Origin of the sequence: Kluyvera georgiana ATCC 51603 (genome assembly GCF_001654985.1) — a bacterium.
In the GTDB taxonomy this organism is placed as follows: Bacteria; Pseudomonadota; Gammaproteobacteria; order Enterobacterales; family Enterobacteriaceae; genus Kluyvera; species Kluyvera georgiana.
The window spans coordinates 12537-26123 of record NZ_LXEU01000013.1; the positions used below are offsets into that span (position 1 = coordinate 12537).

General features: G+C 53.1%; 20 protein-coding genes. 14 read left to right on the forward strand and 6 right to left on the reverse strand.

The annotated features are described in order from the left end of the window. Positions 1 to 91 precede the first annotated feature (91 nt). From rpsM to M989_RS02705, 8 genes are all read left to right on the forward strand, one after another. On the forward strand, positions 92 to 448 hold the full coding sequence (gene rpsM / locus M989_RS02670; protein ID WP_013364454.1) for a 30S ribosomal protein S13: 357 nt from the start codon (positions 92 to 94) through the stop codon (positions 446 to 448). A 16-nt stretch (positions 449 to 464) separates the two neighbouring features. After that, positions 465 to 854: a 30S ribosomal protein S11 gene (gene rpsK / locus M989_RS02675; RefSeq protein WP_001029684.1), complete on the forward strand. Its 390-nt coding sequence runs from the start codon at positions 465 to 467 to the stop codon at positions 852 to 854. A 33-nt stretch (positions 855 to 887) separates the two neighbouring features. Beyond that, positions 888 to 1508, forward strand: a complete 621-nt coding sequence (rpsD, locus tag M989_RS02680) for a 30S ribosomal protein S4 (RefSeq protein ID WP_038158499.1) — start codon at positions 888 to 890, stop codon at positions 1506 to 1508. A gap of 25 nt (positions 1509 to 1533) precedes the next feature. Next, positions 1534 to 2523, forward strand: coding sequence for a DNA-directed RNA polymerase subunit alpha (locus tag M989_RS02685; RefSeq protein ID WP_002919219.1), 990 nt, complete (start codon positions 1534 to 1536; stop codon positions 2521 to 2523). 40 nt (positions 2524 to 2563) lie between these two features. Beyond that, the gene (gene rplQ, locus M989_RS02690; protein WP_064541646.1) at positions 2564 to 2950 is read left to right on the forward strand and encodes a 50S ribosomal protein L17; all 387 of its coding nucleotides are present in this window, start codon (positions 2564 to 2566) and stop codon (positions 2948 to 2950) included. A 110-nt stretch (positions 2951 to 3060) separates the two neighbouring features. Next, positions 3061 to 3429: a DnaJ family domain-containing protein gene (locus M989_RS02695; RefSeq protein WP_064541649.1), complete on the forward strand. Its 369-nt coding sequence runs from the start codon at positions 3061 to 3063 to the stop codon at positions 3427 to 3429. A gap of 2 nt (positions 3430 to 3431) precedes the next feature. Further along, positions 3432 to 3845, forward strand: a complete 414-nt coding sequence (gene zntR / locus M989_RS02700; protein ID WP_064541652.1) for a Zn(2+)-responsive transcriptional regulator — start codon at positions 3432 to 3434, stop codon at positions 3843 to 3845. 71 nt (positions 3846 to 3916) lie between these two features. Further along, entirely contained in the window at positions 3917 to 4132 is a 216-nt protein-coding gene (locus M989_RS02705; RefSeq protein ID WP_064541655.1) for an alternative ribosome-rescue factor A, read from the forward strand. Here M989_RS02705 and mscL read toward each other — a convergent pair whose 3' ends face one another. The 5 genes from mscL to def all read right to left on the reverse strand — a co-directional run bounded on the left by mscL (position 4133) and on the right by def (position 8904). Then, positions 4133 to 4543: a large-conductance mechanosensitive channel protein MscL gene (gene mscL / locus M989_RS02710; RefSeq protein ID WP_064541658.1), complete on the reverse strand. Its 411-nt coding sequence runs from the start codon at positions 4541 to 4543 to the stop codon at positions 4133 to 4135. Positions 4544 to 4690: 147 nt separating this feature from the next. Then, a complete protein-coding gene (trkA, locus tag M989_RS02715) occupies positions 4691 to 6067 on the reverse strand; it encodes a Trk system potassium transporter TrkA (protein WP_064541661.1) in 1377 nt (458 codons plus the stop codon). Positions 6068 to 6088: 21 nt separating this feature from the next. Next, a complete protein-coding gene (gene rsmB / locus M989_RS02720; RefSeq protein ID WP_064541664.1) occupies positions 6089 to 7378 on the reverse strand; it encodes a 16S rRNA (cytosine(967)-C(5))-methyltransferase RsmB in 1290 nt (429 codons plus the stop codon). Positions 7379 to 7432: 54 nt separating this feature from the next. Next, the gene (fmt, locus tag M989_RS02725; RefSeq protein ID WP_064541667.1) at positions 7433 to 8380 is read right to left on the reverse strand and encodes a methionyl-tRNA formyltransferase; all 948 of its coding nucleotides are present in this window, start codon (positions 8378 to 8380) and stop codon (positions 7433 to 7435) included. Between the two features lie 14 nt (positions 8381 to 8394). Further along, positions 8395 to 8904, reverse strand: coding sequence for a peptide deformylase (def, locus tag M989_RS02730; protein WP_064541669.1), 510 nt, complete (start codon positions 8902 to 8904; stop codon positions 8395 to 8397). A gap of 129 nt (positions 8905 to 9033) precedes the next feature. Between def and dprA the strand changes: the two genes are divergently transcribed. The 6 genes from dprA to M989_RS02760 are packed head-to-tail and all read left to right on the forward strand — an operon-like array spanning position 9034 to position 12825. After that, the gene (gene dprA, locus M989_RS02735; RefSeq protein ID WP_064541672.1) at positions 9034 to 10158 is read left to right on the forward strand and encodes a DNA-protecting protein DprA; all 1125 of its coding nucleotides are present in this window, start codon (positions 9034 to 9036) and stop codon (positions 10156 to 10158) included. Next, positions 10130 to 10603, forward strand: a complete 474-nt coding sequence (smg, locus tag M989_RS02740; RefSeq protein WP_064541675.1) for a DUF494 family protein Smg — start codon at positions 10130 to 10132, stop codon at positions 10601 to 10603. Before dprA ends, smg begins: the two co-directional genes overlap by 29 nt. A 26-nt stretch (positions 10604 to 10629) precedes the next feature. Beyond that, positions 10630 to 11184 (forward strand): DNA topoisomerase family protein, encoded by a 555-nt coding sequence (locus tag M989_RS02745; protein ID WP_064541678.1) that lies wholly within the window; start codon positions 10630 to 10632, stop codon positions 11182 to 11184. Continuing rightward, on the forward strand, positions 11177 to 11749 hold the full coding sequence (tsaC, locus tag M989_RS02750; protein WP_064541681.1) for an L-threonylcarbamoyladenylate synthase type 1 TsaC: 573 nt from the start codon (positions 11177 to 11179) through the stop codon (positions 11747 to 11749). The genes M989_RS02745 and tsaC overlap by 8 nt, the downstream gene beginning before the upstream one ends. Positions 11750 to 11752: 3 nt before the next feature. Continuing rightward, the gene (gene aroE / locus M989_RS02755; RefSeq protein WP_064541684.1) at positions 11753 to 12571 is read left to right on the forward strand and encodes a shikimate dehydrogenase; all 819 of its coding nucleotides are present in this window, start codon (positions 11753 to 11755) and stop codon (positions 12569 to 12571) included. Then, the gene (locus M989_RS02760) at positions 12568 to 12825 is read left to right on the forward strand and encodes a DUF1488 family protein (protein WP_064541687.1); all 258 of its coding nucleotides are present in this window, start codon (positions 12568 to 12570) and stop codon (positions 12823 to 12825) included. The genes aroE and M989_RS02760 overlap by 4 nt, the downstream gene beginning before the upstream one ends. Here the strand turns inward: M989_RS02760 and M989_RS02765 are convergent. Beyond that, the gene (locus tag M989_RS02765) at positions 12801 to 13355 is read right to left on the reverse strand and encodes a gamma carbonic anhydrase family protein (protein ID WP_064541690.1); all 555 of its coding nucleotides are present in this window, start codon (positions 13353 to 13355) and stop codon (positions 12801 to 12803) included. The two genes, M989_RS02760 and M989_RS02765, sit on opposite strands and share 25 nt — an antisense overlap. Positions 13356 to 13587: the final 232 nt, after the last annotated feature.

The window sequence follows — 13587 nt, forward strand, 5'->3', positions numbered from 1 at the left end:
AATCTTTTGTATGTCTGTACGTTTCCATTTGAGTATCCTGAAAACGGGCTTTTCAGCATGGTGCGTACATATTAAATAGTAGGAGTGCATAGTGGCCCGTATAGCAGGCATTAACATTCCTGATCAGAAACATGCTGTGATCGCGTTAACCTCGATCTACGGCGTCGGCAAGACCCGTTCTAAAGCCATCCTGGCTGCTGCGGGTATCGCTGAAAATGTTAAGATCAGTGAGCTGTCTGAAGGACAAATCGACACGCTGCGTGACGAAGTTGCCAAATTTGTCGTTGAAGGTGATCTGCGCCGTGAAATTAGCATGAGCATCAAGCGCCTGATGGATCTTGGTTGCTATCGCGGTTTGCGTCATCGTCGTGGTCTGCCAGTGCGCGGTCAGCGTACTAAGACCAACGCACGTACCCGTAAGGGTCCGCGCAAACCGATCAAGAAATAATCGGGGTGATTGAATAATGGCAAAGGCACCAATTCGTGCACGTAAACGTGTAAGAAAGCAAGTCTCTGACGGCGTGGCTCATATCCATGCTTCTTTCAACAACACCATCGTTACCATTACCGATCGTCAGGGTAACGCGCTGGGTTGGGCAACAGCCGGTGGTTCCGGTTTCCGTGGTTCGCGTAAATCCACTCCGTTTGCAGCTCAGGTTGCAGCAGAGCGTTGCGCTGACGCCGTTAAAGAATACGGCATCAAGAATCTGGAAGTTATGGTTAAAGGTCCGGGTCCAGGCCGCGAATCTACTATTCGTGCTCTGAACGCCGCTGGTTTCCGCATCACTAACATTACTGATGTGACTCCGATCCCTCATAACGGTTGTCGTCCGCCGAAGAAACGTCGCGTATAACGCTTCGTTTTCCAGGTTTGTTGGAGAAAGAAAATGGCAAGATATTTGGGTCCTAAGCTCAAGCTGAGCCGTCGTGAGGGCACCGACTTATTCCTTAAGTCTGGCGTTCGCGCGATCGATACCAAGTGTAAAATTGAACAAGCTCCTGGCCAGCACGGTGCGCGTAAACCGCGTCTGTCTGACTATGGTGTGCAGTTGCGTGAAAAGCAGAAAGTTCGTCGTATTTACGGCGTGCTGGAGCGTCAGTTCCGTAACTATTACAAAGAAGCAGCACGTCTGAAAGGCAACACCGGTGAAAACCTGTTGGCTCTGCTGGAAGGTCGTCTGGACAACGTAGTATACCGTATGGGCTTTGGCGCCACTCGTGCTGAAGCACGCCAGCTGGTTAGCCATAAAGCAATCATGGTAAACGGTCGTGTTGTTAACATCGCTTCTTATCAGGTTAAAGCGAATGACGTTGTTAGCATCCGTGAGAAAGCGAAAAAGCAATCTCGCGTTAAAGCCGCTCTGGAGCTGGCTGAACAGCGTGAAAAGCCAACCTGGCTGGAAGTTGATGCTGGCAAGATGGAAGGCACGTTCAAGCGTCAGCCTGAGCGTTCTGATCTGTCTGCGGACATTAACGAACACCTGATCGTCGAGCTTTACTCCAAGTAAAGCTTAGTACCAAAGAGAGGACACAATGCAGGGTTCTGTGACAGAGTTTCTAAAACCGCGCCTGGTAGATATCGAGCAAGTGAGTTCGACGCACGCCAAGGTGACCCTTGAGCCTTTAGAGCGTGGCTTTGGCCATACTCTGGGTAACGCACTGCGCCGTATTCTGCTCTCATCGATGCCGGGTTGCGCGGTGACCGAGGTTGAGATTGATGGTGTACTTCATGAGTACAGCACCAAAGAAGGCGTTCAGGAAGATATCCTTGAAATCCTGCTCAACCTGAAAGGGCTGGCGGTGAGAGTTCAGGGTAAAGATGAAGTTATTCTTACCTTGAATAAATCTGGCATTGGCCCTGTGACTGCAGCCGATATCACCCATGATGGGGATGTCGAAATCGTCAAGCCGCAGCACGTGATCTGCCACCTGACCGATGAGAACGCAGCTATCAGCATGCGTATCAAAGTTCAGCGCGGTCGCGGTTATGTGCCGGCTTCTGCCCGAATTCATTCGGAAGAAGATGAGCGCCCGATCGGCCGTCTGTTGGTCGACGCCTGCTACAGCCCTGTAGAGCGTATTGCCTACAATGTTGAAGCAGCGCGTGTAGAACAGCGTACCGACCTGGACAAGCTGGTCATCGAAATGGAAACCAACGGCACAATCGATCCTGAAGAGGCGATTCGTCGTGCGGCAACCATCCTGGCAGAACAACTGGAAGCTTTCGTTGACTTACGTGATGTACGTCAGCCGGAAGTGAAAGAAGAGAAACCAGAATTCGATCCGATCCTGCTGCGCCCTGTTGACGATCTGGAATTGACTGTCCGCTCTGCTAACTGCCTCAAGGCAGAAGCTATCCACTATATCGGTGATCTGGTACAGCGTACCGAGGTTGAGCTTCTTAAGACGCCTAACCTGGGTAAAAAATCTCTTACCGAGATTAAAGACGTGCTGGCTTCCCGTGGTCTGTCTCTGGGCATGCGCCTGGAAAACTGGCCGCCGGCAAGCATTGCTGACGAGTAACCGGATCACAGGTTAAGGTTTTACTGAGAAGGATAAGGTCATGCGCCATCGTAAGAGTGGTCGTCAACTGAACCGCAACAGCAGCCATCGCCAGGCTATGTTCCGCAACATGGCAGGTTCACTGGTTCGTCATGAAATCATCAAGACGACCCTGCCTAAAGCGAAAGAACTGCGTCGCGTAGTTGAGCCGCTGATTACTCTTGCCAAGACTGATAGCGTTGCTAATCGTCGTCTGGCATTCGCCCGTACTCGTGATAACGAGATCGTGGCAAAACTGTTTAACGAGCTGGGCCCGCGTTTCGCGAGCCGTACCGGTGGTTACACTCGCATTCTGAAGTGTGGCTTCCGTGCAGGCGACAACGCGCCGATGGCATACATCGAGCTGGTTGATCGTGCTGAGCCGAAAGCAGAAGCAGCTGCAGAGTAATTTGCAGTAAAATAAAAAAACCCGCCTCGGCGGGTTTTTTTATATCCCCTCTTCCCCCATCCTATCTACAATAGCCGTATTCTTTCTGTTCAATTCAGCGGAGTGTTGTCATGTGGTTACTGGACCAGTGGGCTGAGCGTCATATTACCGACGCACTGTGCCGAGGTGAGTTTGACAATCTTCCGGGGCAGGGCGAGCCACTCGTGCTTGATGATGACTCCGCTGTTCCTGAAGAGCTACGCTCTGGTTACAGGCTATTAAAGAATGCCGGATGCCTGCCACCAGAGCTTGAACAACGCAAAGAGGCGATAGCGCTGGCGGATATCCTGAAAGGTATTCGCCGTGAAGATGTTCGCTACCAGGAACTAAGCCGTCGATTAACGCTGTTAGAGCTCAAACTCCAACAGGCTGGTATCAATACCGACTTTCTGCGCGGCGATTATGCGGAAAAGCTGATGCAAAAAATCAACGAGGAGTAGTAATGTACCGGATTGGCGAACTGTCTAAACTGGCTGGCGTCACCCCTGACACCGTCCGTTATTATGAAAAGCAGCAGATGATGAGTCACGACGTGCGTACAGAAGGCGGCTTTCGTCTGTACACGGCGGACGATCTTCAGCGCCTGAAGTTTATTCGCTACGCACGTCAGCTTGGTTTTACCCTTGAGTCGATCCGCGAACTGCTTTCGATCCGTGTGGATCCGGAGCACCATACCTGTCAGGAATCAAAAAGCATCGTCCAGGCGAGGCTCAGCGAAGTTGAGTCGCGTATTGAAGAACTTCAGTCGATGCAGCGTGCGCTTAAACAGCTCAATGATGCTTGTTGTGGAACCGCTCACAGCAGTGAGTTTTGTTCGATACTTGGGATCCTCGAGCAGGGGGCCGGTGCATCGTAAAATCGCCGTTGAATTTTTACACAATGAGGTCTACACTCGCCGCGTGTCATTAACCTAATCAGGAGATCGTTATGAGCCGCTATCAGCATACGAAGGGGCAGATAAAAGATAATGCCATCGAGGCGCTGTTGCATGACCCGCTGTTTCGTCAGCGCGTTGAGAAAAATAAGAAAGGGAAAGGTAGCTATTTACGGAAGGAAAAACACGGTAAACAATATGGTCGGGAGGCCAGTGGCAAACAAGCGATACGCTTTTTTACCACTGGCTTTCTGCTTTCTGTCGCCTGATTACGAACGGTTGTTTTGTTCTTTCAGCAGATCGCGAATTTCGGATAGCAGCACTTCTTCTTTTGTCGGCGCCGGTGCGGCCGCAGGTTCTTCTTTCTTACGATTGAGTTTATTCATCAGCTTAATCGCCATAAAGATGGCGAAGGCAACAATGATAAAATCAAAGACGTTCTGGATGAATACGCCGTAATGCATCACGACGGCAGGGATATCACCCTGCGCATCACGTAGCGTGACGGCAAACTGTTTGAAATCAATCCCACCAATTAATAGCCCCAGCGGTGGCATGATAATGTCCGCCACTAAAGACGACACAATCTTACCAAACGCCGCACCAATAATGACACCCACTGCCAAATCGACAACATTTCCTCGCATCGCGAATTCGCGAAACTCTTTAATAATGCTCATTTTATTCTCCCTTGTGCTAGCTGACGTTTATAAGTTTAACAAATGTTTATTTAATTTCCATTAGTGATAATAAATATGAAGGTATTAATTAACCCTTAAATAATAGAAGGTTAATAAAAAAGCGCTCTATTGAGCGCCTTTGGGAAATTAAAGGAAGAAAGGACTGGGCTGGAACAGGCGTTCGACGTCGGAAATATATTTTTTATCGGTCAGGAACATAATGACGTGATCGCCTTGTTCAATACGCAAATTGTCATTAGCAATCATGACGTCATTTCCGCGCACCACCGCACCAATAATGGTGCCTGGAGGCAGTTTAATTTCGTCAATCACTCGGCCAACCACGCGCGAAGTACTTTCATCGCCGTGTGCGACGGCTTCGATGGCTTCAGCAACACCGCGGCGGAGCGATGAAACGCCCACGATATCCGCTTTACGCACGTGGCTCAGTAGCGCGGAGATGGTGGCCTGCTGCGGAGAGATCGCAATGTCGATCACGCTGCCCTGGACCAGATCGACATAAGCGCGGCGTTGGATCAACACCATCACTTTCTTGGCACCCATCCGCTTAGCCAGCATCGCCGACATGATATTGGCTTCGTCATCGTTGGTGACGGCAATAAATAGATCGACCTGATCAATATGCTCTTCAGCCAACAGCTCTTGATCCGAGGCATCGCCAAAGAAGACGATGGTGTTTTGCAGTTTCTCTGCCAGTTCGGCCGCTCGCTGTTGATTACGCTCAATCAGCTTCACGCTGTAATCTTTTTCCAGCCTGCGTGCTAGCCCCGCACCGATGTTACCACCGCCAACCAGCATGATGCGCTTGTAAGGTTTCTCCAGACGTTGTAGCTCACTCATTACCGCGCGAATATGCTGTGATGCGGCGATAAAGAACACTTCATCACCGGCTTCGACAATAGTAGAACCCTGCGGGCGAATCGGGCGGTCATGGCGGAAAATCGCCGCCACGCGGGTATCAATGTGCGGCATATGCTCACGCATCGTTGAGAGCGCATTACCCACTAGCGGACCGCCGTAGTAAGCCTTCACCACAGCCAGGCTGACTTTACCTTCTGCGAAGTTCACCACCTGCAGCGCGCCGGGATACTCAATCAGCCGGTAGATGTTGTCGATAACCAATTGCTCAGGCGCGATCAGATGATCGATCGGTACGGCATCGCTGTGAAAGAGCTTATCGGCGTCGCGTACGTAGTCCGGTGAGCGGATTCGTGCAATACGGTTTGGCGTATTGAATAACGAGTAGGCCACCTGGCAGGCGACCATATTGGTTTCATCCGAACTGGTAACCGCGACCAGCATATCGGCATCGTCGGCACCGGCTTCACGCAGAACGCGAGGGTGAGAGGCGTGGCCTTGTACCACGCGGAGGTCGAATTTATCCTGCAGGCTGCGCAAGCGCTCGCCGTTAGTGTCAACGATCGTGATGTCGTTGTTTTCCCCGACCAGGTTTTCCGCCAGCGTACCGCCGACTTGTCCGGCGCCCAGAATGATAATTTTCATCAGTTGCGACCCGTTATTTCATCACTTTTTGATTAGCTTAGCGTAGAAGAAACCATCGCCTTCTTCGGCACCTGGTAAATTCTGTTGGCCTGGCTGCTCTGGCGTACCGGTTTCGTGCAGTTCGGCATCCGGCGTGCGGGAGAGAAACGCGGCAATTTGCTGCTGGTTTTCTTCCGGCAGAATGGAACAAGTGGCGTACACCAGCGTACCACCTGGCTTCAGGTGTGCCCAGATTGCGTTGAGGATCTCGGCCTGCAGCTGTGCCAGCTCGGCAATATCACGGTCGCGACGGAGCCATTTAATGTCCGGGTGGCGACGAATCACCCCTGTTGCGGAACACGGCGCGTCCAGCAGGATACGATCGAACTGCCGATCGCTGCACCATTGTTCAGGATAACGACCATCACCCTGTTTCACCGTCGCTTTCATACCCAGCCGCTTCAGGTTGTCATACACGCGTGACAGACGTTTTTCATCAACGTCGACGGCCAATACGTCGGCCTGCGGGGCAACTTCGAGAATGTGCGTGGTTTTACCGCCCGGCGCACAACACAGGTCAAGGATTTGCTCGCCGTCTTCCGGCAGCAGGTAGTTTACGCATCCTTGAGCGGAAGCATCCTGAACGGTCACCCAACCTTCGTCAAAACCAGGGAGGGCGTGTACAGGCGCTGGCGTTTCCAGACGCACCGCATCCGGGTAGTCAGCATGCGGGAAACCCGTCATACCGGCTTCTGTGAGCAGATCAAGCCAGGCGTCGCGCGAGTGGTGAGTGCGGTTGACGCGCAGCCACATCGGCGGGCGCTGGTTATTGGCCTCAAGGATGCTTTCCCACTGCTGCGGATAGGCCGCTCTAATGCGTTTTACCAGCCAGGAAGGGTGAAGGAAGCGCAAATCACTTTGCGCGAATTCAGCGAGCAGTTCTTCCTGACGGCGCTGGAACTGACGCAGTACGCCGTTGATCAGCCCTTTCAGCTGTGGACGCTTAATGACGACGGCGCCTTCAACGGTTTCCGCCAGTGCGGCATGAGGTGGAATACGGGTATGCAGCAGCTGGTAGAAGCCCACCATGATCAGGTAATGGACGGTGCGCTGTTTGCCCGTCATCGGGCGTTCCATCAGCTGTTGGATCATCCACTCAAGCTGGGAAAGGGTGCGCAGCACGCCGAAGCACAGCTCCTGAAGCAGCGCTTTGTCTTTATCGGCCACTTTTTGCTGCATGGCGGGCAGCACATTGCTTAACGACTGCCCCTTTTCGACGACCTGTTCAACGGCCTGGGCCGCCATACTGCGTAAATTAAGATGTTTTTTCATAACCGTAAAAATAAAAATGCCCGGAGACTCCGGGCTTTAAAAAGGTGTCAACCGTCAGAGTAGACGGTTTCCGGGCTCGAACCACTCCCGGCGTGAGTTAAGCAGATCCTGAGCGCTCATGGCCTTCTTACCCGCGGGTTGCAGCGAGAGAAGATTGAGGATGCCGTCGCCAGTCGCGACCTGAATACCCTGGCGGGTGGCTTCGAGGATGGTCCCCGGCTCGGCGCCTGTGGGTTTATCAATCACCGAAGCTTGCCAGATTTTAACCGGCTGCTCGTCGATAACGATGTAGCTCATCGGCCACGGATTAAAGGCACGAATGCAGCGTTCCAGCTGAGCGGCGCTGAGCGTCCAGTCAACACGGGCTTCTTCTTTGCTCAGCTTCTCTGCATAGCTAACCAGAGCTTCATCCTGCACTTCAGGTGTCGCCGTGCCGGTTGCCAGCAAATGCAGCGTGTGCAGTAGGCCCTGCGGGCCAAGTTCAGCCAGCTTATCGTAAAGGCTGGCGCTGGTGTCGTCTGGGGTAATTGGGCAGGAGAGCTTATGCAGCATATCGCCGGTATCCAGACCCACGTCCATTTGCATGATGGTCACGCCGGTTTCGCTGTCACCCGCCCACAGCGAGCGCTGAATTGGCGCAGCGCCGCGCCAGCGTGGGAGCAGAGAACCGTGAACGTTAATGCACCCAAGGCGCGGCATAGTCAGCACGGCTTTCGGCAGGAGAAGCCCATAAGCGACCACGACCATGACGTCGGCCTGTAGATCCGCGACCAGCTTCTGATTTTCTTCAGGACGCAGCGAGGCTGGCTGAAAGACCGGAATGCCTTTTTCTTCCGCCAACACTTTTACCGGGCTTGGCATCAGCTTCTTACCGCGACCGGCAGGGCGGTCTGGCTGGGTAAATACGCCGACTAGCTGGTGCTCAGACGACAACAGCGCGTCAAGATGACGCGCTGCAAAATCAGGAGTACCCGCAAAAATAATACGTAGGGAATCTGACACGTTAATCCTTATCCTTAGGCACGCGCGTTCAGGCGATCCAGTTTTTCAACTTTCTGACGAATACGTTGCTGCTTTAACGGCGACAGATAATCGATAAACAGCTTACCGACTAAGTGGTCCATTTCATGCTGAATGCAAATTGCCAGCAGGCCGTCCGCTTCCAGCTCGAAGGGGTTACCATCACGGCCAATGGCGCGAATTTTCACGCGTTCGGCACGAGGAACCAGCGCCCGCTGTTCCGGGATGGACAGGCAGCCTTCTTCAATGCCGGTATCGCCGTCTTTTTCCAGCAGTTCCGGGTTGATCAGCACCAGCTGTTCGTCACGATTCTCAGAGACATCGATAACGATAATACGCTGATGGATATCGACCTGGGTTGCCGCCAGACCAATGCCCTCTTCGGCGTACATGGTTTCGAACATATCGTCCACGATACGCTGGATTTCGTCATTCACTTCTTTTACCGGCGCGGCGACTTTGCGAAGGCGCTCGTCCGGGATATGTAATACTTGCAAAACTGCCATAAATATCCAGAGTTCTGTTCAGGAGTAGGAAAGATTATTACCTCTATTCTAGACAAAACCCCCTCTAATTGACAGAGTCACTGACCAATCGCAAAGATTGCTAATGCCGCCTGTGGCAAGGGGGAAAGGATGTCACCCGAGGAACTCGCCTTTCGTTTGTTAAAGGTGAATGATTTGTATGGCGATGGCATGTTGCACGCGCTGTCTGCGCTGCGTCAGGAAACTCGCATTACACATCAAATGCTCTACGTTTTGGGCTTCAGCATTAAGCAGGCCGAACGTTTTTTCGCGTTTTCACCCGCCGAGATGGAGGCCGCCAACCGTTGGCTGGCGGAATCAGACAACCATCTTTTATTTGCGGATTCGCCCTTGTACCCGGAACCGCTTCGCGCCATTAGCGATTACCCGGCGGTATTGTGCGTCCGCGGGAATCTGGCATTGTTGCATTCCCCACAGCTCGCCGTTGTCGGGAGCCGGCATCACTCTCTGTACGGTGAGCGTTGGGGGCGCTATTTGTGTGAATCGCTGGCGAAACTCGGCATCACGATTACCAGCGGCCTGGCGTTAGGCATCGATGGTGTTGCCCATCGGGGGGCGTTGCAGGCGGGTGGCAGCACGATTGCGGTCCTCGGCAGCGGGCTGAATCATATCTATCCCTACCGACATCGGTCACTGGCGCAAAGTATTGTGGAACACGGCGGGGCGCTGGTGTCAGAATTCCCGCTTATGGCGACGCCCGCGCCTTACCATTTCCCGCGGCGTAACCGCATTATCAGTGGGTTAAGTCGCGGCGTACTGGTTGTGGAAGCCGCGCTGCGAAGCGGTTCGCTGGTGACGGCTCGTTGTGCGCTTGAACAGGGGCGCGAAGTGTTCGCTATCCCCGGGCCGCTTGGTCATCCGGGTATGGAGGGGCCGCATTGGCTTATCAAACAAGGCGCGATCGCCGTCACGGAGCCTGAGGATATTCTGGTGCTTTTCCCGGGATTAAACAGACATTTGTCCGAACGAGCAGAAATGGCAAATTATTGTGCAGATAAGGAATCCGTAGCATTGCCATTTCCTGAGCTCCTGGCTAACGTAGGAGATGAGGTAACACCTGTTGACGTCGTCGCTGAACGTGCCGGCCAACCTGTGCCAGTGACCGTGGCCCAGCTACTTGAACTGGAGTTAGCAGGATGGATCGCAGCTGTACCCGGCGGCTATGTCCGATTAAGGAGGGCAGGCCATGTTCGACGTACTAATGTATTTGTTTGAGACCTACATCCATAACGAAACAGACATGCGCGTAGATCAGGACAAACTGACTCGGGATCTTACCGATGCGGGGTTCGAACGTGAAGATATCTTCAACGCGCTAATATGGCTGGAAAAGCTCGCCGACTATCAGGAAGGCCTCGTAGAACCGATGCAGCTAGCATCCGATCCTCTCTCTGTACGTATTTTCACACAGGAGGAGAGCCAGCGTCTGGATGCAAGCTGCCGAGGGTTCCTGTTATTCCTGGAGCAGATTCAGGTGCTGAACCTCGAAACGCGGGAAATGGTTATTGAGCGCGTGATGGCTCTGGATACCGCAGAGTTTGAGCTGGAAGAGCTGAAATGGGTCATTTTGATGGTTCTGTTCAATCTTCCGGGCTGTGAAAACGCGTATCAACAAATGGAAGAATTACTCTTCGAGACGAATGAAGGTATGCTGCATTAAATCATTTTGTGGCATCAAGAGTTGTTATGGTCAAATCAGCACTGTTTTCGGTGCCTAAACACGAGCCCTGCCCGCAGTGCGGGGCCGAATTAGTCATACGGTCCGGTAAACACGGGCCGTTTCTTGGCTGTTCCCATTATCCGGAATGCGACTACGTTCGTCCCCTGAAAAGTCAGGCGGACGGTCATATCGTTAAAATTCTGGAGGGGCAGATGTGTCCCAGGTGTGGTGCCGTAATGGTGCTGCGTCAGGGGCGCTTTGGTATGTTCATTGGATGCAGTCAGTATCCAGAATGTGAACATACTGAGGTTATTGATAAACCGGATGAAACTGCGATTGCCTGCCCCGCCTGCCAGCAAGGGCATCTGGTGCAGCGCCGTTCGCGTTACGGTAAAACCTTTCATTCCTGCGATCGTTACCCGGAATGTCAGTTCGTCATTAACTTCACACCGGTTGCGGGGGAGTGCCCCGAGTGCCACTACCCGCTGCTTATCGAAAAGAAAACGGCGCAGGGCGTAAAGCGTTTTTGTGCCAGTAAACAATGTGGAAAGCCGGTTCCGGCGAAACAAATCAGTGAATAAAAACCTGCCATCAGAGGCCGTGCAGCGTGCGGTTATTGCTCTGAATAATAAAGAAGTCATCGCCTATCCAACCGAAGCCGTGTTTGGCGTGGGTTGCGATCCTGACAGTGAAGAAGCGGTAATGCGGCTGCTGGCGTTAAAACAGCGTCCGGTAGAAAAGGGGCTGATCCTGATTGCCGCGAGCTTCGAACAACTTCAACCTTATATTGACGACAGTCAGTTGACCGATGAGCAGCGTGCCACGGTCTTCGCGCGTTGGCCCGGGCCGGTGACGTTTGTCTTCCCCGCGAAGCCAACGACTCCCGCCTGGCTGACCGGCCGCTTTAACTCGCTGGCCGTTCGCGTCACCGATCATCCGGTAGTTATTGAGCTCTGCCAGGCCTATGGCAAACCTTTGGTGTCGACCAGCGCGAACCTGACTGGCCTGCCTCCTTGCCGAACCACGGCGGAAGTGCTCGCGCAGTTTGGCGACAATTTTCCGATCGTGGATGCGCCAACGGGGGGGCGGATGAATCCGTCAGAGATTCTTGATGCCTTAACGGGCGAACGTTTTCGCCAGGGATAACTGATGGAAAGCTACGTCGTTTTTGGTAACCCGATTGCCCACAGCAAATCACCGTTCATCCATCAACAGTTTGCCGAGCAGCTGAACATCGTACATCCGTATGGTCGCATGCTGGCGCCGCTGGATGGTTTCGTTGCGACGCTGGAGGCTTTTTTCCAGCAGGGCGGTAAAGGGGCGAATGTGACGGTGCCTTTTAAAGAAGAGGCTTTCTCACGTGCCGATGAACTCACCGAACGTGCGGCTCTGGCGGGGGCGGTAAATACGCTTAAACGCCTTGATGATGGACGAATCCTTGGTGACAACACCGATGGTATTGGGCTATTGAGCGACCTCGAACGACTTGGGCTGATTAAGCCCGGCTATCGCGTCCTGCTGATTGGCGCAGGCGGCGCGGCGCGCGGCGTGCTGTTGCCATTGCTGTCGCTGGATTGTCGCGTCACCCTTACCAATCGGACTCATGCGCGGGCGCAGACTCTCGCGGAACTGTTTCGTCATACCGGCAGCGTCAGCGCGCAGCCGATGTGTGAGCTTGAAGGATACGAGTTCGATTTGATCATTAATGCCACCTCCAGCGGCATTTCTGGTGAGATGCCGCTTATTCCCGCTTCACTGGTGGGCCCGCAGGTATGTTGCTATGACATGTTTTATCAGCAGGGCAATACGGCCTTTCTGTCCTGGTGCATCCAGCATGGTGTAAAACGCTATGCTGATGGATTGGGGATGCTGGTGGGGCAGGCGGCGCACGCCGTTTTACTGTGGCACGGGGTTTTGCCGGATGTTGAACCGGTGATCGCCTCCCTCAAACGTGAGCTGGGCGTATGAATCAGGCGATCCAGTTTCCCGACCGCGAAGAGTGGCGTGCCGATCTCGAAGCCATTTGTTTTCCTGTGCTGGTGAACGGTATGCAGCTAACGTGTGCATTAAGTGCAGAAACGATGACTCGCCGCTTTGGCGGCGATAACCCGCAGCAATGGCTCGCGTTGTTTAGCGAGAATCGCTGGGATCTTGAAGAAGAAGCCAGCGATCTGATTCGCGATCGGCAGGAAGACGCTCAGGGTTGGGTCTGGCTGTCCTGATCCAGATAGTCATCTTTCCATTTCACATAGTTATTGGCCGAATAACGTAATCCCTCGATTTCGGCCTCTTTTAGCGGTCGAATCTGTTTTACCGGGCTGCCCAGATAAAGGTATCCGCTTTCGAGGCGTTTATGCTGCGGCACCAGGCTGCCCGCGCCAATCATGACATCGTCTTCAACGACCGCGCCATCCAGCAGTATCGAACCCATCCCGACCAATACCCGATTACCGATGGTGCAGCCGTGCAGCATCACTTTATGGCCAACGGTAACGTCTTCACCGACGATTAGCGGATTACCTTCCGGGTTCCTGGCTGACTTATGTGTCACATGGAGCACGCTACCATCCTGAATATTGCTGCGTGCGCCAATCTGGATATAGTTCACGTCGCCGCGCGCGGCAACCAGTGGCCAGATGCTGACATCATCCGCCAGACGAACGTCGCCGATGATTGCGCAGGTGGGGTCAATCATCACGCGTTTGCCGATGACGGGGAATAAATCTTTATAGCGGCGTAGAACGGCAGACATGTTTACCTCATTAAAACGGTGTCATGGTGGGATTCTTTCTCATTATCGGCCCAATCCTGGGGTTTCTCATCTCAAAAATTAAGCAAATTGCATACTTACAGAGCGAAAAGTGTGAAAAAACGACACTTAGAAAAAAAGTTGAGAAAAGGGGTTGTGCAAAAAACAAAGTTCCCTATAATGCGCACCCACTGAGACGGCAAACGTGAATCACTTCACACTAAGCAGCTGGTTA

Excerpts from the sequence above, each read along its gene's own strand:
- rpsK (WP_001029684.1), top strand. The coding sequence starts at position 465 with ATGGCAAAGGCACCAATTCGTGCACGTAAACGTGTAAGAAAGCAAGTC.
- rpsD (WP_038158499.1), top strand. The coding sequence starts at position 888 with ATGGCAAGATATTTGGGTCCTAAGCTCAAGCTGAGCCGTCGTGAGGGC.
- M989_RS02685 (WP_002919219.1), top strand. The coding sequence starts at position 1,534 with ATGCAGGGTTCTGTGACAGAGTTTCTAAAACCGCGCCTGGTAGATATC.
- rplQ (WP_064541646.1), top strand. The coding sequence starts at position 2,564 with ATGCGCCATCGTAAGAGTGGTCGTCAACTGAACCGCAACAGCAGCCAT.
- M989_RS02695 (WP_064541649.1), top strand. The coding sequence starts at position 3,061 with ATGTGGTTACTGGACCAGTGGGCTGAGCGTCATATTACCGACGCACTG.
- zntR (WP_064541652.1), top strand. The coding sequence starts at position 3,432 with ATGTACCGGATTGGCGAACTGTCTAAACTGGCTGGCGTCACCCCTGAC.
- M989_RS02705 (WP_064541655.1), top strand. The coding sequence starts at position 3,917 with ATGAGCCGCTATCAGCATACGAAGGGGCAGATAAAAGATAATGCCATC.
- mscL (WP_064541658.1), bottom strand. The coding sequence starts at position 4,543 with ATGAGCATTATTAAAGAGTTTCGCGAATTCGCGATGCGAGGAAATGTT.
- trkA (WP_064541661.1), bottom strand. The coding sequence starts at position 6,067 with ATGAAAATTATCATTCTGGGCGCCGGACAAGTCGGCGGTACGCTGGCG.
- rsmB (WP_064541664.1), bottom strand. The coding sequence starts at position 7,378 with ATGAAAAAACATCTTAATTTACGCAGTATGGCGGCCCAGGCCGTTGAA.
- def (WP_064541669.1), bottom strand. The coding sequence starts at position 8,904 with ATGGCAGTTTTGCAAGTATTACATATCCCGGACGAGCGCCTTCGCAAA.
- dprA (WP_064541672.1), top strand. The coding sequence starts at position 9,034 with ATGTCACCCGAGGAACTCGCCTTTCGTTTGTTAAAGGTGAATGATTTG.
- smg (WP_064541675.1), top strand. The coding sequence starts at position 10,130 with ATGTTCGACGTACTAATGTATTTGTTTGAGACCTACATCCATAACGAA.
- M989_RS02745 (WP_064541678.1), top strand. The coding sequence starts at position 10,630 with ATGGTCAAATCAGCACTGTTTTCGGTGCCTAAACACGAGCCCTGCCCG.
- aroE (WP_064541684.1), top strand. The coding sequence starts at position 11,753 with ATGGAAAGCTACGTCGTTTTTGGTAACCCGATTGCCCACAGCAAATCA.
- M989_RS02760 (WP_064541687.1), top strand. The coding sequence starts at position 12,568 with ATGAATCAGGCGATCCAGTTTCCCGACCGCGAAGAGTGGCGTGCCGAT.
- M989_RS02765 (WP_064541690.1), bottom strand. The coding sequence starts at position 13,355 with ATGTCTGCCGTTCTACGCCGCTATAAAGATTTATTCCCCGTCATCGGC.